The organism is Thermosynechococcus sp. HN-54, assembly GCF_023650955.1.
Lineage (GTDB): Bacteria > Cyanobacteriota > Cyanobacteriia > Thermosynechococcales > Thermosynechococcaceae > Thermosynechococcus.
In genome coordinates, this window is the sequence record NZ_CP098039.1 from 500,249 (window position 1) to 520,537 (window position 20,289).

Consider the following 20,289-nt stretch of genomic DNA (forward strand, 5'->3'; position numbering starts at 1 on the left):
GCTGCATCATAACCTCCGAATACATTTATCTTTCAGTTCTGCATAGGGAGAGAGCCTTCGTGTCCCACGCTGTTACCTTAATTCGCGGCGACGGTATCGGTCCTGAAGTTGCCGCTGCCACTCGCACCGCCATTGATGCCACTGGGGTCAAAATTGACTGGGTGGTGGTGGATGCCGGTGTGGAGATGATGGAACGCTACGGCACCCCCTTGCCCGAACACGTTCTCGATGCCATCAAAAGCACGAAAACAGCCATCAAAGGGCCGATTACGACACCCGTGGGCACCGGCTTTCGTTCTGTGAATGTGGAAATCCGCAAGCGGCTCAATCTCTATGCGAACTTACGGCCGGCTAAATCCATTGTTGGGGTGAAAAGCTATTTTCAAAACATTGATCTAGTCATTGTGCGGGAAAACACCGAAGACCTCTATGCGGGAATTGAGTTTGAATACACCAGTCCCGAAGCGGCCAAAGCCCGTGCCTTTTTGAGTGATCTATCGGGTAAGCCCATCCGTGAGGATGCTGCCATTGGAGTGAAGCCCATTTCCGTGCTGGGGAGCGATCGCATTGTTGAGTTTGCCTTCAAATATGCCAAGGCCAACAATCGCAAGAAAGTGACAGCCGTTCACAAGGCCAACATCATGAAATTTACCGATGGCCTTTTCCTCGAACGTGCCCGTGAAATTGCCAGCCGCTACTCCGAGATCGCCTTTGAAGATCGCATCGTCGATAACATGTGCATGCAGTTGATGCAGAAGCCCGAACTCTACGATGTGATGGTGATGCCCAACCTCTACGGCGATATTCTTTCAGACCTGTGTGCAGGGATGATTGGCGGCCTTGGGGTGGCTCCCGGCGCCAATATTGGCGATGAATATGCCGTTTTTGAGGCGATTCATGGTTCAGCCCCCAAATATGCGGGGCAAAACAAAGCCAATCCCACGGCATTGATTCTCTCTGGCGTGTTGATGTTGCAACATCTTGGCGAAATGGAAGCGGCACGGCGTCTACAAGCGGCTGTTGAAAAAGTGATTGGTGAGGGGCGCTTTGTCACCTACGACTTGGCGGCTCCCGGTCAAGAACCCGTGGGTACCCAAGAAATGGCTGCCGCCATTGCCAAGTACGCCGCTCCCTAGCCCACTAGTAGATTTTCCTCAGGATACTGCACATTAGAGGGCTGAGGATCGCCGATAATGGCGGCCATTAGCAGCAAAATACCGACGCGGCCAGCGTACATCGTCACAATTAACACCAATTTAGAAAAGACGGTTAGCCCACTGGTAATCCCCGTCGAAAGACCCACAGTGGCAAAGGCAGACACGGTTTCAAAGAGGATGTTAATGAAATTCTCTTCAGGGTCGGCGATCGCGATCAGCGTTGTCGAAACCAGCACCGTAAACATTGAGCCAAAGGCCACAGCCACTGCTTTCATGATGAGGGAGGGCGGTACCTGACGGCGGTAGAGCAGCACCACTTCCTTGCCTTGGAGTGCTGACTTGGTGATCCCTGCCAGAATCCGCAACGTGGTTGTTTTAATGCCCCCTGCGGTGCCACCGGGGCTACCACCAATAAACATCAGGGCAATCATAATAAATAGCCCGCCATTATTGAATTCACCGATATTGACGGTATTAAAGCCAGCCGTGCGCGCTGTGACCGACTGAAACCACGCCAAAAGGAGCTTTTGGTCAAACGAATAAAGACCAAACCGCTCTGGCGCTCGCATCTCCGTCAGGAACAGCATCACCGTTCCCAAAATGAGGAGAATCGCCGTCGTACTCGTCACAATTTTGAAATTGAGACTAAACGTCATCTGGCTCGCCTTGCGGATTAAATAGGCGGGTTTACCCCAGTGGCGCAGATGCTCCCGCAGCCAAAGATAAAATTCAAAGATCACCTCATAGCCAATGCCACCAAAAATAATCAGCAGTGAAATCACCAAATTCAAGGGCACAGAGGTTTGATAGCTCATCAAGCTGTCACTAAACAGGCTAAACCCAGCATTATTCCAAGCACTGATACTGTGAAAAACCGCGAGCCACAGTGCCCGCGGATCACTAAAATCTTGGCGAAAAATCAGCCAGAGCAAAAAGGCACCCGTGAGTTCAAAGAGAAAGGTTAAACCCAAAATTGAGCGCACCAACTGCCGTGCCCCTTGGATGCCGCGGCGATCTAACGCCTGCTGTACCGCTATTTTTTGCCGCAGATTAAACTTGCGTCCCAGCAAAATAATCAAAAAGGTGGTCGCCGTCATGTACCCCAGACCGCCTACTTGGATGAGCAACAGAATCACCAGTTGGCCAAAGGGGGAGAAATGGGTAGCTGTATCAACAATGATATGACCCGTCACACAGACCGCCGACGTGGCTGTAAATAGGGCAATGACCAAGGGATTCCAATGCCCATTACTGGTGGACCAAGGCAGGCACAGGAGCAGCGTCCCCACCGTAATCACCGCCAAAAATCCAAGGCAAATTGTCCGTGGAACCGTCAACATCAATGAATACGTATCCAAAGGGTCTGAGGCTAATCTACCGCAGGATTGTATTGGCAACAATCGTTCTCGGTACTGCAAAACCCTAACTAGTGGCTCTAAATCGGGATGACAGGATTTGAACCTGCGACCCTCTGCTCCCAAAGCAGATGCGCTACCAAGCTGCGCTACATCCCGGCAGTTAATTTCTATCCTACCACCGAATTCTCAGCACAATCGGACAGAGACGCTTAGAATCAAGAAAGGAGTTTTTCTTTTTGTTAAGGTTGCCCTCGCTGGTATGACCGACGTCCCCGTTTCCCACATTCGCAATTTCTCGATCATCGCCCACATTGATCACGGCAAATCGACCCTTGCCGATCGCCTGCTGCAATTTACGGGCACGGTGGATCCCCGTGAAATGAAGGAACAGTTTCTCGACAATATGGAACTGGAGCGGGAGCGGGGAATTACGATTAAGCTGCAAGCTGCCCGCATGACCTACACCAGTCGTGATGGCGAAACCTACATTTTGAACTTGATTGACACCCCTGGGCATGTGGATTTTTCCTATGAGGTGTCGCGATCGCTAGCCGCCTGTGAAGGGGCACTCCTCGTCGTGGATGCGTCCCAAGGAGTAGAAGCGCAAACGCTGGCAAATGTTTATCTCGCTCTAGAGCACAATTTAGAGATTATTCCTGTCCTCAACAAAATTGACCTGCCTGGTGCCGAGCCAGATCGCGTGAAGGCAGAAATTGAAGAGATTATTGGCCTCGATTGCTCCCAAGCGGTCTTAGCTTCGGCTAAAGAGGGAATTGGCATTGAAGAAATTCTGGAATCCATCGTGCATTTGGTGCCCCCTCCCCGCGATACCGTGGATCAACCTCTGCGGGCATTGATTTTTGATAGCTACTACGATGCCTACCGCGGCGTGGTTGTCTATTTTCGGGTCATGGATGGTGTGGTTCGCAAGGGCGATCGCATTCGCTTGATGGCCGCCGGCAAAGAATACGAAATCGATGAACTCGGCGTCCTCGCCCCCCATCAGAAACCCGTGGACAGTCTCCACGCGGGGGAAGTAGGCTACCTTGCAGCCGCCATTAAAGCCGTTGGCGATGCCCGCGTCGGCGACACGATTACATTGGCACAAAACCCCGCCAAGGAACCCCTGCCCGGCTACGCTGAAGCCAAGCCAATGGTCTTTTGTGGTCTCTTTCCCACCGATGCGGATCAGTTTGAGGATCTGCGGGAAGCCCTTGAAAAATTGAAGCTCAATGATGCGTCGCTCCACTACGAGCCGGAAACCTCCAGTGCCATGGGCTTCGGGTTTCGCTGTGGCTTTTTGGGGCTGCTGCACATGGAAATTATCCAAGAGCGGCTAGAGCGGGAATACAATCTGGATTTAATCATTACCGCCCCTTCGGTGGTCTATCGTGTAACCACGGTGAAAGGGGAAGTGCTCATGATTGACAACCCCAGCCTGCTGCCGGAACCCCAATACCGCGAAAAAATTGAGGAACCCTACGTGCAGCTGGAGATGATTACCCCCGAAACCTATGTGGGAACCCTGATGGAGTTGGCGCAGTCCCGACGGGGCATCTTTAAGGATATGCGCTACCTCACCCAAGGGCGAACCACCTTGGTCTATGAAATTCCCTTGGCGGAAATCGTCACCGACTTTTTTGACGAGATGAAATCGCGATCGCGCGGCTATGCCAGTATGGAGTATCACCTGATTGGCTACCGTCCCAATGATCTGGTGAAACTGGATATCCTCATCAATAATGACCCTGTGGATTCCTTGGCAGCCATTGTCCACCGCGATAAGGCCTACTATGTGGGACGTGCCCTTGTCAGCAAGCTCAAGGATTTAATCCCCCGCCACCAGTTCAAAATTCCGATTCAAGCGGCCATTGGTTCACGGGTGATTGCCAGCGAAAGTATTCCCGCCTTGCGCAAGGATGTCTTGGCCAAGTGCTACGGCGGTGACGTGACCCGTAAACGCAAGCTATTGGAAAAACAAAAAGCGGGGAAAAAACGGATGAAGGCGATCGGGCGGGTAGATGTGCCCCAAGAAGCCTTTATGGCGGTGTTGCGACTCAACAACGAGTAGGAGAACCCAGAGATGTCTAAGCGGTCATCGGGCAAATGGGTGGCGATCATTACCGGTACCATCTCCCTTTTGCTGGGCGTTGGCTATTTACTTTTAGTACAACTCTTGGATTGGCGTGGTGATTGGCAACCCGCCCCTTTAGGAGTCATTTTCTTGCTCCTGTACCAAGGTCAGGTTTAGGCAGGACTAGGGGGCAACTCGCCGTGAATCGTGAAGCGCACATGGTTGAGGGCTAAGTCTCCAAGGCGCACCCCGCGATCGCGATAATTCGTGGTCTCAAAGCGAATCCCTTTGCCCGCTTCGACGTGGTACCAGGGGAGAGCCATAAAGAACCGTGTCGGATAGGGACCGCGCTCCACCACATCATCTGGGTTCGACTCCATGGGCAACCAGCCAACCCCCGGCACATAAAATTCCAACCAGACATGGTTATAGGTGGGCTGGAGGGGAATACCGCGCTTTTGGGGATGGGGGGGACATTTGTAGCGACCCACCGTACGGCAGGCAATGCCATTTAATCGCGCCAAGGCAAGAAGCACCCCCACGTACTCACCACAGGATCCCGTTCCCCGTTTCAACACCAAATCCGGTGTCTCAATCGTGGGTCGCATCGCATAGCTGAGGCGATCGTACACATAGTTACGAATCTTGAGCATCTTGCGCAGGATATTGGTCTCTGTGCCCACAGCTTCCCGTGCTGCCTCCTGGACAATGGGTTGATCCATCGCCAACTCATCGTTATCCACCAGATACTGTGCTGCAAATTCTGGCGGCAGCGGTAGCGTCTCATCAATGTCAGCAGGCGTGAGATGGTACTTAATGCCTCTGACTTCTAGCCAAGCCCGCCAACCAAAAAGGCGAGCCTCGTAGGGACGCAGTTCGGGAAACTCAAACACTGCCACCTGCTGATCCCCCGCTGTTTCCACGCGAAAGGGCATGCCCACGGGTTCCACCCGCAGGAGTTTTTGCCGCAAAGAATTGGCCGGCAGAGCAATCCGCCACTCGAGGTTATCTAGGTGCAGCGCATCAAGGGCAGACATTTCTTCCACGTAGGCCATCTCAATCAGATAGCCATTGGAGACGGTGTAATGCTGCTCCCTATGAGTCTGGTAGAGCAGGGGATGAATCAAACAAATATCGCGGTGATCAATTTCGAGGGGGGCTTCGCGGTTGTTGGGGTTATCCCGCAGATAGGGTTCCTCACCGCCATAGGCCACCCACAATCGCCCCGCCGCATCAAAGGTGAAAGCCGTAGGCTGGGCAAAGGGGGTCAAGGCCACCCATTCAATACGGCCACTCTGGCGATCGAGACAATAGATGGATTGCTCTAGGCGATCGCTCACCCACAGATAGCCATCCCTCAGGGCTAGGTTTTCAAAACCAATGCCAGGGGCACTGACGCGATACTGCTCCCGCCCCGTCTCGTCAAAACAGTGGATGTAGCCTGACTTTTGGCAAGCTACATAGATACCTGTATCATCCACCGCCACACCGTAAATGGGATAGCGGCACTCCAGCACCTTTTCCACCTGCCAATCGGGGAGATGACAGCGATAGAGCCATGTGTCGCGACAAAACCAAAGGGTTTCCCGATGCAGACAGAGACCATCGGCATCGAGAAATGGCTCTAGATCGTAGGGATTAAGAATCTCACTGTGGTCGTTTTCGCCATTAATGAGCAAAATAAAGCCCCGCACCCGATCCAAGGCCAAGAAACTGGCACCAAGGGTGGCTTGGCAAAAGGGTAAACGGGGCAGTTGTCGCAGCCACAGAGCTTGGGGATCGACCCATGCCAGACCATGGATTTGGTAAGCCCCTAAGGGATAAATGGTGCGCCACTCGTGATCGAGCAACGGGGATGTTAGAGGCTCCCCATAAACCTCTGCCGCTGTCTCTGGCATAGGAAGCGAATACCCTACTCAACCGCTTGGGGCAACAGCTCACGCCGAGGTTGAGCTTGGATTTTCACTTGACCGGATTCATCCACATCAATGAGAGCCGTATCCCCTTCGCGAATCCGTCCAGAGAGCATTTCCTCAGCAAGGGTGTCCTCTAGGAGACGCATGATCGCGCGACGCAGTGGTCGTGCCCCATAGCTGGGGTTATAGCCCTCATCAATGAGCCGTTCTTTGAAGCGCTCGGTCACCTCTAAGGTGATGCCTTTTTCTGTCAGGCGCGAGAACACTTCCTTGAGGAGAATGTCGGCAATTTGCTTGACTTCGTCCTTCGTCAGTTGACGGAAGACAATGATTTCATCAAGGCGGTTGAGGAATTCGGGGCGGAAGTACTGCTTCAGTTCCTCATTCACCAAGGAGCGAATGCGGTTGTACTGGGATTCGGCGGCATCCTCAGTGCCAAACTCAAAGCCAAGACCGCCAGCGCCCTTCTCAATCACCTTCGAGCCAATGTTCGAGGTCATGATCAAGAGGGTGTTCTTGAAGTCAACGGTGCGACCCTTAGAGTCAGTGAGGCGACCATCCTCCAGAATTTGCAGCAGCAAGTTAAAGACATCGGGGTGAGCTTTCTCAATTTCATCGAAAAGCACCACCGTATAGGGACGCCGCCGCACGGCTTCGGTCAGTTGACCACCTTCGTTGTAGCCGACATAGCCGGGGGGTGAGCCAATGAGCTTGGAGACGGTGTGGCGCTCCATGTATTCGGACATATCCAAGCGGATCATTGCCTCTTCAGAGCCAAAGAAGTAGGCGGCCAAGGCTTTCGTTAGCTCGGTTTTACCCACACCGGTTGGCCCAGAAAAGATAAAGCTAGCAATAGGACGGTTGGGATTTTTCAGGCCAACACGGGCACGGCGAATGGCACGGGAGATGGCTTTCACCGCTTCATCTTGGCCAATGACCCGCTGGTGCAGGGTCTCCTCCATGTGCAGCAGTTTTTCCGACTCACTTTCGGTGAGCTTGCTGACAGGTACCCCTGTCCAAGAGGCCACAATGTGGGCAATGTCCTCTTCGGTAACGACGGGGGTTTCCTCTTCACCATTGGCGCTTTCAGATTTTTTCTGCTGGGCAATGGCACGGATTTGCGCTTTCAGTTCCATCTCGCGATCGCGCAATTCACCCGCTTTGTCAAAGTTTTGGGCACGCACGGCATCGTCTTTTTCTTTGAGTACTTGCCGTAGTTCGCGATCCAGTTCCTTGGCCGCCGGCGGTAGTTGCGAGTTAATCAGGCGCACCCGTGAGCCGGCTTCGTCAATGAGGTCAATGGCCTTGTCGGGCAGATAGCGATCGCTAATGTAGCGATCAGACAGCTTCGCTGCCGCCTCAAGGGCTTCATCGGAAATTTTCAGCTTGTGGTGCTTCTCATAGCGTTCCCGCAGGCCGTAGAGGATCTCAATGGTTTCCTCAACGGAGGGTTCACCCACCATCACCGGTTGGAAGCGGCGCTCCAAGGCAGCATCCCGTTCGATGTGTTTACGGTACTCATCTAGGGTGGTGGCCCCAATGCACTGCAATTCACCACGAGCCAAGGCGGGTTTGAGGATATTGGCCGCATCAATCGCCCCCTCGGCTGCGCCAGCGCCAATGAGGGTATGCACCTCATCAATGACGAGGATGACGTTACCGGCTTGGCGGATCTCATCCATGATCTTCTTCAGCCGCTCTTCAAACTCACCGCGGTACTTGGTGCCCGCCACCAGCAAGCCAATATCAAGGGTGACTACCCGCTTGTCTTCGAGAATATCGGGAACATCTTTGTTGGCAATTCGCTGGGCAAGACCTTCGGCGATCGCCGTTTTACCTACCCCCGGTTCACCGATCAGCACGGGGTTATTTTTGGTGCGGCGGCCAAGGATTTGAATCACCCGCTCAATTTCTTTTTGCCGACCCACCACGGGATCTAGCTTGCCATCAATGGCCATCTGGGTGAGGTTGGCACCAAATTCGTCCAGCGTCGGTGTTTTGGTGCGTCCTTGGCTGGCACCAGCGGCTACTTCTGCGGTTTCACCCAGCATGCGAATCACTTGGGTGCGGACTTTCGACAGGTCAACGCCAAGATTTTCCAGAACCCGTGCCGCTACCCCTTCCCCTTCGCGAATCAACCCCAAGAGAAGGTGCTCAGTACCAATATAGTTGTGTCCTAGTTGGCGGGCTTCTTCGAGGGAGAGTTCCAACACTCGCTTGGCACGGGGGGTAAAGGGAATCTCCACCGCGACAAAACCAGACCCACGGCCAATAATTTTTTCCACTTCGATGCGGGCATCCTTGAGGTTCACGCCCATGGAACGTAGGACTTTCGCAGCCACACCGGTGCCTTCACCAATCAGTCCAAGAAGAATTTGTTCAGTACCGACAAAGTTGTGGCCGAGGCGGCGAGCCTCTTCCTGTGCCAGCATGATGACTTTAATGGCTTTTTCTGTAAACCGTTCAAACATGACCCTTCCCCTAATGGCTCCTGCGTGCTGGTAACACTCATCTTAACACGTTCACTTTGGCGTGTTTTTGTATGCCAACTTACTATTACTGTAGATGTTGACTCATTTTTTTGCAGGTGCGGTTGCCCGTATTTTAGTTGAAATTGCGTCGGCTGTCCTGTGATCACTGCGAATAGGATTGTCAGCAGTTCCTAAAAAACTGCCTAGCGCCCTTGCGGAGAAAAAACGATACACTACACTTGCTGGCTGCTGACTTTTCTTCAATGGCTAATTTATCCGATTTCTTCGCGGTTGAGCCGTCTCAACGTGCCCTGATTTTTGATATGGATGGGGTCATCTGCCATACAATGCCCTATCACATTGAGGCGTGGCGAGTTTATGTCGATCGCACCCCAGAGCTGCGGCAGCACATTAACCTTGAACATTTGAAGCAGATGGGGGGTAAACGCAATGCCGAACTCCTCCCTGAATTGCTAGGACGACCGGTGAGTGAGGCGGAGGTACAACGTTGGGGGGCGGGCAAAGAAGCAGTGTTTCGGGAACTACTGGCGCCCCACCTAGAGCTACTGCCAGGGTTATTGCCCTTTCTCAAAAGTGCCAAGGAAAAGGGCTATCGCTTGGGTTTGGGCACCTCTGCCTGCGCTGCCAATGTCGAACTGGTGCTCTCCTGCGAGGGGGTGGGCAACTTTTTCGACACAGTCGTGATGGAGCAGGATGTGCAGCGGGGCAAGCCCGATCCAGAGTGCTATCTACTGGTGGCGGAGCGATTGCAGGTGTTGCCGCAGCATTGTCTTGTCTTTGAGGATGCAGTGGCGGGGGTGATGGCGGCAGTACGGGCAGGGATGTGCTGCTGGGGAGTCCTGACAACCCAATCGGCGACAGCGCTTGAAGCGGCGGGAGCAGCGGTCTGCATTGAGGATTTTACGGATCCGCGGCTCCAGAGGCTATTGTCCTAGGGCATTTTCAGCGATCATGGGTACTGGTGCGTTAGGAATCCACCACCTTGGGCGTTGATCTGCGCAGTTATGTCTATCTCGACTCGATTCAACCGCAACACGCGGCCTACTTGGGAACCGTGGCGCAGGGGTTTTTGCCTTTGCCGGGGGATTGCTCCCTCTGGGTGGAGATTTCACCGGGGATTGATGTCAATCGCCTCTTAGATATTGCCCTGAAGTCTGCGGTGGTGCGGCCGGGAGTCTTGTTTATCGAGCGACTCTACGGGCTATTGGAGGTGCATTCGGGCAATCAAGGGGAAGTGCGGGCAGCAGGAGAGGCCATTTTAGATGCGATTGGCGCCCGAGTACAGGATTGCTTGCGGCCACGAGTGATTTCGAGTCAAGTGATTCGCAACATTGATGCCCACCACACCCAACTGATTAACCGCTCGCGCAAGGGCAACATGATCTTGGCGGGGCAAACTCTCTATGTTTTTGAAGTGGAACCTGCCGCCTATGCCGCACTAGCCGCCAATGAAGCTGAAAAGGCAGCACTCATTAATATCTTGCAGATTTCAGCCGTGGGCAGTTTTGGCCGACTCTTTTTGGGGGGCGCGGAGCGCGATATTCTGGCGGCGGAACGGGCGGTCTTGGCAGCGATGGAACGCTTACCGGGGCGCGATAGCCTTAGCGATCGCCGGGAGTAGCCTTTGCATGGTGCTTTAGCTTCTGTTCTAGGGCGGGGATAAAGGGGCAGGGGGCACTGTCTTGCAGTTGATAAAACCCTCGCCAATTAAAGTTCTGCCAGTTAAAGGGGGCTTGGTGGGCAGCAGCCAACCAGAGTAAGCGCTTGGCACGGGTCATGGCCACGTAAAGCAGGCGATATTCCTCAGCAACTTTGGCCTCTTTCGCTTTTTGATAGGCGGTTTGCCAGTCAGGAAGAGATTGCCGATGGCCGTAGGCACGCAGTTGCGATCGCACCACTTCAATAAAATCCACCTCTGGACTGAGAAACTTGGTATTGGCCGCCACCCAACTCTCGCCGGGCAGGGTTCTTTCCTCCAAAAAGGGGACAAAGACAGCATCCCAATCCAAACCCTTGGCACGGTGCATGGTCATGATTGTTACCTGCCCTGAACGCACCAACCGGCTATGGAGGTCTTCCATCTCAACAGCGTCAAAGCGATCCGCTGCCACCAACTCTTGCCAGTGGGGATGAATGCGCTCCCACAGTTGTGTTGGTTCCTGCTGTGCCAACTGGCAGATGAGGCGATCGGTGGTGGCCAATTCAGCGGCATCATAGCCCAATTCCTGAGCACAATAGGTAATTAGAGGAAAGAGGGAAAGTTCCAAGCGAGCTTTGAGGAGACGATGACAGTAGTGCCGTGCCTTGAGCACCGGTTCCTCGGCAGGAGGGTCTAAAGGACCGGGGTAGAGAAAGACCTCTGGCTGGGCTGCCAAGCGATCTAAATTTTGTGGCGGAATGCGTTTGCGCTCCTGAAGCACACTCAGGGCTGCTTTGACCGCTTCGGGAGAATAGGGACAGTGGAGAAAGTAGAGAATGTCGAGCAACTCTCTAGGAACCTGCGATCGCTGTTCAATTCCCGATACATCCAGAATTGGAATTCCCTGAGCGCCCAGATCTACAATGTTGTTGAAGTCAGCAGGAGAGCGCAACAGATCCGCGAGAAATTCCCCTTGGCGGTTAGTACGCACGAGTACGGCAATTGAGGCCTCAGGATGCTCTACCAAGAGCTGAGAAATGCGTGCTGCTAGCTCGCGCACAGTCTCGAAAATGGTTGCAGGTCGGGCAATTTCTACCCCTTCGCCCCAAGGGGGTGGGTTTGCCCCCGGTTGCGGGTTCGTCGCTGAGACAGGCTGAATTGCTTGGTTCCGAAAGGGGAGTTCTTGACCTTTGAGGGCATGATTGACCCAGTTCACTAAAAAGTTGGCTGATCGAATCACTAATGGGGTCGATCGCCCCGCTTGGGTCATTTGATAGAAGGCCTGCTGCTGGGCACATTCGTCACAGAATGCATTAAAAAAAAGAGGATTTGCCGCCGTAAACGTGGAGTTAATGGCTTGATTGGGATCCCCCACCCGCACAAAATTAACTTGCCCTGTGGTGTTGTCCTCGGCTAGAAGTCGCAGTAACCGCGATTGCAAGGGAGTCGAGTCCTGCGCCTCATCCTCAAAGACGCCATACACCCGCTGTTGCCATTCTTGGCGGCACTGGCGATCGCCCTCTAGGAGTTGTACCGCTGCCAAAATCATCTCATCGTAGTCAATTTGCTCTCGCTGCGCTAAATGGTGCTGGTATAGCTCCAAAAGGTCGGCACCAATCTCTAAAAAAGGATAGGGTTCTACTGCTGCTGTACTTTGGGGGCGCAACTGCTGGGACAACTGCCGCAGATCATGGGGTGTCAACGCCATACTGCGGGCACTGCTAATAACGGTTTGTGCCAACTTCACCAAGATGTCAGTCAACAGCGCAATCCTGCGGCCATCGTGTTCAACGTCGCTGAGAGGACTGGTATCGCAACCTTGGATCAGTTGCTCGAGGATGTCGGGGTGCGATCGCGCCCATTCCTTAACACAGGTGACACATAGGCGTCGCTGCTCATGCTCACTCATTAAATTCTCGCCACTCCAACGCAGACCTGCCGTGGGATGGCTAGTGGCAATTTTCAAGGCCAAACTGTGGAGGGTCTGCACACTAAAACCATTGCGGGGCAACCCCATCTCCCGTAGGTACTTGCGAATCCGCACCTTGATATTGGCGGCCGCCGAACGACTATAGGTGACTACGACTAGTTGCCGCTGTTGATGGAGTTTTTGGCGAGCGATGGCGATCGCTGCTCCTACGGCCATGCCATGGGATTTACCCGCTCCGGGCACTGCCGATACCGCCAAGAGACCCCCTTGCCATTCACTGATTTCCCTTTGACCCGGACGCAACGTCCTTAGGAGGTGACTGGCACTGGCGGGGAGTGACAACAAGTTCATAGAAAGACTGTAGGAGAACTAAAGATTTATTACAAAAACCGGCTTCTACCCAATGAAGATCAAAAAATCGTATAATAGAATACAGAAAGTTGGGAGCAAGTTGCTTCCTAACGCAGACCACCTGAAGCTTGATAACGAGTCAATAGTATTCACCTAGGAGCCTTGATTTAATTATGCAACTCATCTATCGCGGCGTTAAATACGAAACTTCTGACCAGCACATTCCCCTTGTTGAATCGGGTGCCAAGGGTCTCTACCGGGGGGCGCAATGGGTAGGGCACAAAGCGGCTGCACCGGTTCCTCAAGCGAATCATGTCCTCTGCTGGCGGGGGGTGACCTACCAAACGAACGGTACACCAGTTACCACAACCGCTCCGACGACGAGTGCTGCCCCATCTGTGCTTCCCCAGCGTAAGCGCGACTCCTTGGCCGAAGCTCATCGCCATGCGATTCTGAAAACTCTTGAGCGGCGGCTTCAGGTGGCGCGGAGTCAGGGCAACGAAGACCTCATCAGTCTGTTGGAAGAAGAGTGGCAGCAATTTGCCTAAGGTTGGATCACCGAAACCCAGAACTCGGTGTCGCTGGTAACAGCGGCACTTTTTTTATGCTTTGATATTTGAGATTTAACAAGAATTGCTAATTTTTTTTTCTTTTTCTTGACGAAAAGCTGCTGCTTGGGCAAAGGCTGCCGCCGCCCGCTCGCGATCGCCCAAGGCTTCATAGGCGCGTCCTAGTTGTTCCGCCGCAATCTCGCGCACATAGCCCAAGGGAAAAATCATCTGCTTGCTGTAGCCATTGGTGCGCCCCAGTTCAAGGCAATACTCAAAGTAGGCCGTTGCTCCCAAGGGAAATCCCAAGGCCATCAGCCAGCGCCCAGCCAAATCAATGAGGGGCGGATAGGTGGGAAACCACACCAGACTTTGCTGACATAGGAGTTGCAATGTTTCGTGATCCCCGATAGCCAGCAGACGCCGCCCGAGTTGATTCAGAATTTCGGGCAGTGCACCGGGGGCATTCTCAGGCAGTTGGCCGGTGAGGAGATGGGGCAAGAGCCGCTCAAAAAGTTCTTGGTAGCAGTCATCCGCAGCCGTGGGGTTATTCACAGCGTCGTACATATCCGCCAAGGCAAAAAGGAGATTCAAGGGCAAACCTTCACTGGCGCGGATGCGTTCTAAAATCGGGATGTTGCGATCGCGCATCTTGGCTTGAATTTGTGCGGGTTGATAGCCATAGTGGTCAATGCGCAGCGTTTCCAGAGTACCAATGGTCAGCGGTTCTGCTGCTGTGGACATCAATTGCTCATGGAAGCGTCCCTGATAGCGCAGCGTCGGCAGGTTGCGAAAGAGTCGCACAATCGCAAAGTCAGAAAATTGCTGCCCCGTGCCGATTTCCCGCCGTAGGAATTGATAGGCACTGAAAGTGCTGCCCTCCAGTTGTTGCCCTAGGGGCACAGGTGGCTCCTGCAATGTCACGAGCACCTCATCGGCATCAATCACCAAAATCCAATCGCCCGTGGCCTGCTCTAGGGAGTAATTACGCGCGGCGGCAAAATCATCCTGCCAAGGGAAGGTAAAGATGCGCTCTGTAAACTGGCGCGCGATCGCGATCGTTTCATCCGTTGACCCAGTATCGACAACAACGATCTCATCTACCCAAGGCTGAACACTGCCCAGACAGCGTGCCAAATGGGCTACCTCATTTTTGACAATCAGACAGGCACAGACCCGCACCATCTACAGCAGCTTTTCAAATTGCTGGCGCAACTGATTCAGTTCACTTTCGGAGAACTCACTCTCAGCAGCGGGGGGTACGCGATTTTCTAGTTCCCAGTCAGTTTCTTCGACGTTGCGTTCAGGGGGCGCCAAAAAGAGACGTTCAGCATCATTGGTGGGGACAAATCCTTCGGGCACTAGGTGACAAGTATAACCGGAGGATTCGCAAAATTCTTCAATTTCCTTGGCATCAATGGGAACGACACTGGGGGGATGAAAATCCTGTGCCTCCAAGAGCATGGCATACCGATTGGCATCGTCTTCGCTTTCAAACATGAGAATCAGGTTGCGATCGCCCAGTTGCAGAGAATGAATGCCCTCATTTTCAGTTCCCGGGTTGTAGAGCAACACGTAAACGCGCATGATGCCTCGCCAATGAAATATCAACAGCGATTATAACGATTTTGGTTCCCCCTACCCGCAGGATTTTTGAGGTTATCCCTCTTTATGCCAATTCAATAATGAATGACCAGCCCATCAGAGAACGAATCACTCCTGCCGTCATTTGTGACAATACGGATTACAACTTTTGACGCAACGCTTCCAGTGTTTCGGTCGATTATAGTCTGAGTCTCAAGGACAGAACCGCAATTCCCCATGCCCCTAAGCTACGCTATAAGTGGCAGTACCCGTGCGAAGTTTATGATGGCTACGTTTCGCTCCATTCTGGGTTACTATCGCGCCTATCGGGGGATAGCGATCGCCAGTATTACTGCCGCCAGTCTCTGCGAACTGGTGGATTTGCTTGTGCCCTATGCCATTGGCCAAATTCTGAATCTGCTGTCGCAACAACCCCTTGACCCGCCAATTGCGGCGATCGCCCATACGCTCCAAACATGGACGGGCTGGAACAACCCGTTTGCTGTCAACCTCACCGTTCTGGGCGCGATTGTCTTTTTGGCCACTGTGGTGCGTGCCCCGATTCAACCGTGGCTGGGGGTATGGTTCCACTGGTGGATTGCCCTAGCTGCTCGTCGCGATCACAGTCGCAAAGCGGTGGAGAAAATCCTCACTCTACCCCTAGAATTTTTTGAGGAAAACAACCCCGGCCGTATTGCCAACCGTGTCAGCAAAGGCATTTCCAACCATACGTGGAGCTATCCTGAAATTGCCGGTCAACTGATTCCCAAACTGGTACGGGTGCTAGGCATTGGCGTGATTGTCTGGTGGCTGGATTGGCCGATCGCCCTTGGGCTGTTGATCTCCTTTACAGTGATCTTGGTGCTGACCCTGCGCACCCTACGGCGCATTATTCAAAAAGAAGAAATCCTCGACAGCCACATCGAAAGCACAGAAAGCCGCACCTCAGAAATCATTACCAACATCAAAACCGTTAAAGCCTTTGCCACGGAAGCCCGTGAACTCGCTCGTCAACAGCAGCGCCTCGATCGCGAGTTCAAGATGGTCATTGACCGCATCCATCGCGGCTATATGCATTTGATTACTTGGCAGGGAACTGTAGTCCAGTTCTGTCTGTTTAGTTTGTTGGGGTTTTCCCTAGCGGCGACGATCGCCGGACGGGTGTCCATTGGCCACTTTATTACGATTTACACCCTTGCCAGTATGGCCTATGCCGAAATTACCCCCCTCTCGCAGGTGTCGGAGGTGTTTGCGCGCCGCTATGCCTCCATTTTGCGCTTCCATGAATTTATGGAATTGCCCCCCGGTCGCGATGCCATTGATCTAGAGCAACAGGAGATTCCCAGCCTGAAGTTTTCCGGCAAAGTGGATTTTCAGTACGTCTGGTTTAGCTATACGCCGGGGCGTCCCATTCTGCGGGATATTAACTTACTTATTGAACCCTGCCAAACGGTGGCCTTAGTAGGGCGATCGGGTTCGGGGAAATCTACCCTGATCAAGCTTCTCTTTCGCTACTTCCAGCCAGATCACGGGCAGATCCGCATTGATGGCCAAGATATTCAAACCCTTGATGTGCGCGCCTATCGCCGCCGTCTGGCCATTGTTCACCAAGAAGTCGATGTCTTTAACGGCACGCTGTGGGATAATCTCACCTATGCCAATCCTGAGGTCAGTGCCGATGCGGTCTATGAGGCCTGTGCCATTGCGCGGGTGGATGAATTTGTGCATCAGTTGCCCTTGGGCTATCGCACAATTGTTGGCGAACGGGGGTTGCGGCTTTCGGGGGGACAGCGGCAGCGGCTAGGGATTGCCCGTGCCCTCTTGGCGGATCCCGATGTACTGATTTTTGATGAAGCTACCTCAAGTCTGGATTATGAATCGGAGCGGGAAATTCAACTGGCTCTGCGCTCCATTACCGGTACACGGACGATGATTGTGATTGCCCACCGCCTAAGTACGGTTCGGGATGCCCATCAAATTGTGGTCTTGGATCAAGGCACAATCCGTGAGCAGGGAGACCATGAGACACTCCTCGCCCAAGGGGGGTTGTATGCCCATCTCTATTCCATTCAGCGCGATCGCGCCCCCCATGCCTAGCTGAGATCTACCCCTAGGAAGCGATCCAAGAGCCGATAGCGCCAAAAGCTGCGCAGGAGAATCACCCATAGCAAGACAATCAGCACAATCAATGCCCACAGCGACCACGAAAGGGGTTCCAACTCCGCCACTGCCCGTAGGGTCGGCGAGAAACTGATGATCAGGAAGGCAGCCAACAGAGCTAAAACCACAGCAACATAACGCCAGTTGCCCACTAAAGGCGCGCCACCAACCCATGTGCCATGGGGAGGTTTGAGAAACAGGACTAAACAAAGGGAGGCCAGCATCAGGGTCGTCACCAAGGCCGTACGGGCGATCGCCACACTGTGACCCAATTCCGAGAGCACCTCGCGACCATTCAACAGCGTTGGATCAAACCGCCCTTGGAGCAATTCCACAAGGGGCGTCAGTTCCCGTGCCAAAACCCCCAAGTACATGAAAATGGCCAACAGCGCAAGGCTTAGGGTAGCGGGGATAACAAAGTGCAGTAATGAACGAATCAAGGATCGATGGGGACGCGGCCCCGGCACGGCCCAAAAAGCCACTGCCAGGGTAGGCAGACCCACTCCCCACAGGGTCAGCAGGCTATTGTGCTTAATCAGCAGCGGAAAAGCGCGCCCTGCCATCACAGTCACAAGGCAGAGCAAACTAAAGCTAAAGACCCGCACTAAAAAGAGCTTGGTGACATCCTGAATACCGTTGTAGATGCGCTGCCCCTCACGAAAGGCTTCTGGCAAAGCGGCAAAGGAATCCGCAAGCAGCACAATATCAGCCACATTACGGGTAATGGCACTGCCACTTTCCATAGCAATCCCCACATTGGCTTGTTTGAGGGACAGCACGTCGTTCACCCCATCACCAATCATTGCTACTTGATGTCCAAGGGCACGCAAGCGAGCAACTAGTTTAGCCTTTTGCTCTGGGGTAATGCGACCAAAGACCGTGGCTTTCTCAGCCATTTGATCAAAGCTCGCATCATCCATAGCGGCGAGTTCTGCTCCGGAGATGGCGATCGCTGCCGCATCGAGGCCGACTTGTTTACCCAAGGCAACCACTGTTTCCGCATGGTCACCGGAGATAATTTTGATTTGAATCCCGGCCTGTTGAAAGCGTTCCAAAACATCGCGGGATTGGGGTCGCAGGCGATCGCCCACCCAAATGACTGCCAAGGGTTCTAAATCTGGGGGCAACAAGGGGGTTTCCTGACGCTCATCCCACGTTGGATCACTGCTGCTGCGAGCAAAGAGCAGTACCCGCAGTCCCTGCCGCCGTCCCCGCTGGAGTAATTCAGCCACCTCAGGCGAGAGGTCTTCAGCTTTGAAGAGGACATCCGGTGCCCCCAAAATAAATGCTTCTGAGTCATGCCACGCTGTGGCACTCCACTTATAGGCGGAGGAAAAGGGAATTTCGAGGCGTAGGGGTTGGGGACTGCCGCCAAAGGCCTCTGTGAGCGCAACAATGGTACGGTTTGGAGCACTGACACTAGCGGTAAACGTGGCTAGAGCCGCTTTTGTCTTTTCTTCTGTATCGGTGAGGGCATACCAGCTATGGAGTTCAAGGGCATTAGCCGTCAGCGTGCCCGTTTTATCAAGGCAAAGAATATCCACGCCACTGAGGGACTCAATGGCATTTACCTGCTGCACCAAAACATTGGCACGGGAGATACGCAGTGCCCCCAAGGCATAGGTGAGGGTAATCGTCAGATACAAGCCCACGGGGACAAGACCCGCCACCACTGCCGCCGTTTGCACACTCATTTGTAGAGTGGTCAGGCGTACCAACAGCGAGAGCAGCACCAATAGCCATAGAAAAACCGCGAGCGCCAGAATGACGCGGATAATCAGATTAATTTCCCGTTGCAGAGGGGTAAGTTTGTGGTGGTGGGTTTTGGCGGCAGCAGTCAGTTGATGGGCGGTACTTGCTTCCCCCACCTGTTCAGCGACATAGGCAGCGGCACCGCGCACACAAAAGCTCCCAGAGTACAGGCGATCGCCCGCTTGCTTGGAGATGAGATCCGACTCCCCTGTGAGTAACGACTCATCAACTTGAATCTGTCCATCGCCAACCACTGTACCATCGGCAACGATTTGATCCCCCGGCTCCAAAAGGAGAATATCCCCTTCTACGACTTCTGCGGGATCAATAATGGCTTCTTGGCGATCGCGCAGCACCTTGACACGGGGACGGGTGAGGAGGCTAATTTCATCCAACTGCCGTTTGGCGCGAATTTCCTGCAGGATGCTAATAATGGCATTGAGAAACACCACCACCATAATGGCGGCCACATCCCCCGGACGGCCTAAAAAGAGCAAAATGACGCTAATAAAAGCAAAAACCCCATTGATAAACGTGAAGAGGTTTTCCCGCAAAATGTCGCCATAGGTGCGATTGCTTTCACTCGCTTGACGGTTAATGCGACCTTTGGCTTGCCGCTCCGCCACTTCCGCCGCTGTCAGACCCGTCAATGGTGCTGTCATACCTTAGGTTTCCGCTGACTTAACCACAAACACCGAGCAGGGGGCATCAGCCACAACGGCGCCACTCACCGAGCCTTGCACAACCCGCTCAACCCCCGTGAGACCCCGACTCCCCAGCACAATCAGGTCTGCCCCATAGATATTGGCCAAGCGTAGAATTTCCTCGACGGGGTCACCAGTCACAATTTCAATTTCCGAGTCACAGGGGAGATGGCTTTGGAACTGTTGTAAATGCTGTTCAATACTACGGTAGGTGCCCATTTGTGGATGCAACGAGGGGCGATCGGCACTGACCCCAAACCCCGACTCCACCGGTGAAATCACATGACTGAGAATCACTTGGGCATCTGGGTCAAGATTTAACTGTGCCACTGCTGCCATCACCCGTGCCGATAACTCACTGGTATCGAGTGCCACTAAAATTGTTTTGAACATGCCTGTGACTCTGTACTTGCAATCTCTTAGTCTGCCACAAGGGTGCTGGGATTGATATTTTCTAGGTTTGGCAAGTAGAAGTACCCAGCGATAATACAGCCTTTTTCAGATGGATTGAACACACTCAAAAGTGTAAACGCCAATGCCGCTGTAGGGTGGCATCCCACATCACTATATGTATTCCATTTCAGAAGAGAGCTATGTCAACATTTGTTACAAAGGTTACCGGGG

General features: G+C 53.4%; 15 protein-coding genes and 1 tRNA gene. 7 read left to right on the forward strand and 9 right to left on the reverse strand.

Going from position 1 to position 20,289, the window contains the following annotated elements:
* The first annotated feature begins 59 nt into the window (after positions 1–59).
* A complete protein-coding gene (locus NBE99_RS02470; protein WP_250682934.1) occupies positions 60–1,136 on the forward strand; it encodes an isocitrate/isopropylmalate dehydrogenase family protein in 1,077 nt (358 codons plus the stop codon).
* On the opposite strand, the gene NBE99_RS02475 is transcribed toward NBE99_RS02470, so the two are convergent.
* Both NBE99_RS02475 and NBE99_RS02480 read right to left on the reverse strand, forming a co-directional pair.
* Positions 1,133–2,497 (reverse strand): TrkH family potassium uptake protein, encoded by a 1,365-nt coding sequence (locus NBE99_RS02475; protein WP_250682935.1) that lies wholly within the window; start codon positions 2,495–2,497, stop codon positions 1,133–1,135. The genes NBE99_RS02470 and NBE99_RS02475 overlap by 4 nt on opposite strands.
* Positions 2,498–2,597: 100 nt before the next feature.
* Positions 2,598–2,671: transfer RNA gene (locus NBE99_RS02480), tRNA-Pro, on the reverse strand.
* Between the two features lie 103 nt (positions 2,672–2,774).
* Between NBE99_RS02480 and lepA the strand changes: the two genes are divergently transcribed.
* Together lepA and NBE99_RS02490 are read left to right on the forward strand one after the other, a co-directional pair.
* Positions 2,775–4,586: a translation elongation factor 4 gene (lepA, locus tag NBE99_RS02485; RefSeq protein WP_250682936.1), complete on the forward strand. Its 1,812-nt coding sequence runs from the start codon at positions 2,775–2,777 to the stop codon at positions 4,584–4,586.
* 12 nt (positions 4,587–4,598) lie between these two features.
* A complete protein-coding gene (locus NBE99_RS02490) occupies positions 4,599–4,766 on the forward strand; it encodes a hypothetical protein (protein ID WP_250682937.1) in 168 nt (55 codons plus the stop codon).
* Here NBE99_RS02490 and NBE99_RS02495 read toward each other — a convergent pair.
* Positions 4,763–6,487 (reverse strand): transglutaminase domain-containing protein, encoded by a 1,725-nt coding sequence (locus tag NBE99_RS02495; RefSeq protein WP_250682938.1) that lies wholly within the window; start codon positions 6,485–6,487, stop codon positions 4,763–4,765. The two genes, NBE99_RS02490 and NBE99_RS02495, sit on opposite strands and share 4 nt — an antisense overlap.
* Positions 6,488–6,501: 14 nt before the next feature.
* Complete coding sequence (locus tag NBE99_RS02500; protein WP_250682939.1) at positions 6,502–8,976, reverse strand: ATP-dependent Clp protease ATP-binding subunit; 2,475 nt, start codon at positions 8,974–8,976, stop codon at positions 6,502–6,504.
* A gap of 263 nt (positions 8,977–9,239) precedes the next feature.
* On the opposite strand from NBE99_RS02500, the gene NBE99_RS02505 reads away from it, so the two are divergent.
* Complete coding sequence (locus NBE99_RS02505; RefSeq protein ID WP_250682940.1) at positions 9,240–9,932, forward strand: HAD family phosphatase; 693 nt, start codon at positions 9,240–9,242, stop codon at positions 9,930–9,932.
* Between the two features lie 47 nt (positions 9,933–9,979).
* Entirely contained in the window at positions 9,980–10,618 is a 639-nt protein-coding gene (locus NBE99_RS02510) for a hypothetical protein (protein ID WP_250682941.1), read from the forward strand.
* Here the strand turns inward: NBE99_RS02510 and NBE99_RS02515 are convergent.
* Positions 10,599–12,917, reverse strand: coding sequence for an ATP-dependent helicase (locus NBE99_RS02515; protein WP_250682942.1), 2,319 nt, complete (start codon positions 12,915–12,917; stop codon positions 10,599–10,601). The two genes, NBE99_RS02510 and NBE99_RS02515, sit on opposite strands and share 20 nt — an antisense overlap.
* A 173-nt stretch (positions 12,918–13,090) precedes the next feature.
* Between NBE99_RS02515 and NBE99_RS02520 the strand changes: the two genes are divergently transcribed.
* A complete protein-coding gene (locus tag NBE99_RS02520) occupies positions 13,091–13,465 on the forward strand; it encodes a DUF4278 domain-containing protein (protein ID WP_250682943.1) in 375 nt (124 codons plus the stop codon).
* Between the two features lie 75 nt (positions 13,466–13,540).
* Here the strand turns inward: NBE99_RS02520 and NBE99_RS02525 are convergent, their stop codons facing one another.
* Positions 13,541–14,650: a glycosyltransferase family 2 protein gene (locus NBE99_RS02525; protein ID WP_250682944.1), complete on the reverse strand. Its 1,110-nt coding sequence runs from the start codon at positions 14,648–14,650 to the stop codon at positions 13,541–13,543.
* Positions 14,651–15,052, reverse strand: coding sequence for a DUF3110 domain-containing protein (locus tag NBE99_RS02530; protein WP_250682945.1), 402 nt, complete (start codon positions 15,050–15,052; stop codon positions 14,651–14,653).
* Between the two features lie 282 nt (positions 15,053–15,334).
* On the opposite strand from NBE99_RS02530, the gene NBE99_RS02535 reads away from it, so the two are divergent.
* Positions 15,335–17,146, forward strand: coding sequence for an ABC transporter ATP-binding protein (locus NBE99_RS02535; RefSeq protein WP_250683678.1), 1,812 nt, complete (start codon positions 15,335–15,337; stop codon positions 17,144–17,146).
* On the opposite strand, the gene NBE99_RS02540 is transcribed toward NBE99_RS02535, so the two are convergent.
* Both NBE99_RS02540 and NBE99_RS02545 read right to left on the reverse strand, forming a co-directional pair.
* Positions 17,143–19,623 carry an HAD-IC family P-type ATPase gene (locus NBE99_RS02540; protein WP_250682946.1) on the reverse strand — a complete coding sequence of 827 codons (2,481 nt, stop codon included), beginning with the start codon at positions 19,621–19,623 and terminating at the stop codon, positions 17,143–17,145. The genes NBE99_RS02535 and NBE99_RS02540 overlap by 4 nt on opposite strands.
* Before the next feature lie 3 nt (positions 19,624–19,626).
* Positions 19,627–20,058: a universal stress protein gene (locus tag NBE99_RS02545; RefSeq protein ID WP_206200764.1), complete on the reverse strand. Its 432-nt coding sequence runs from the start codon at positions 20,056–20,058 to the stop codon at positions 19,627–19,629.
* Positions 20,059–20,289 lie beyond the last annotated feature (231 nt).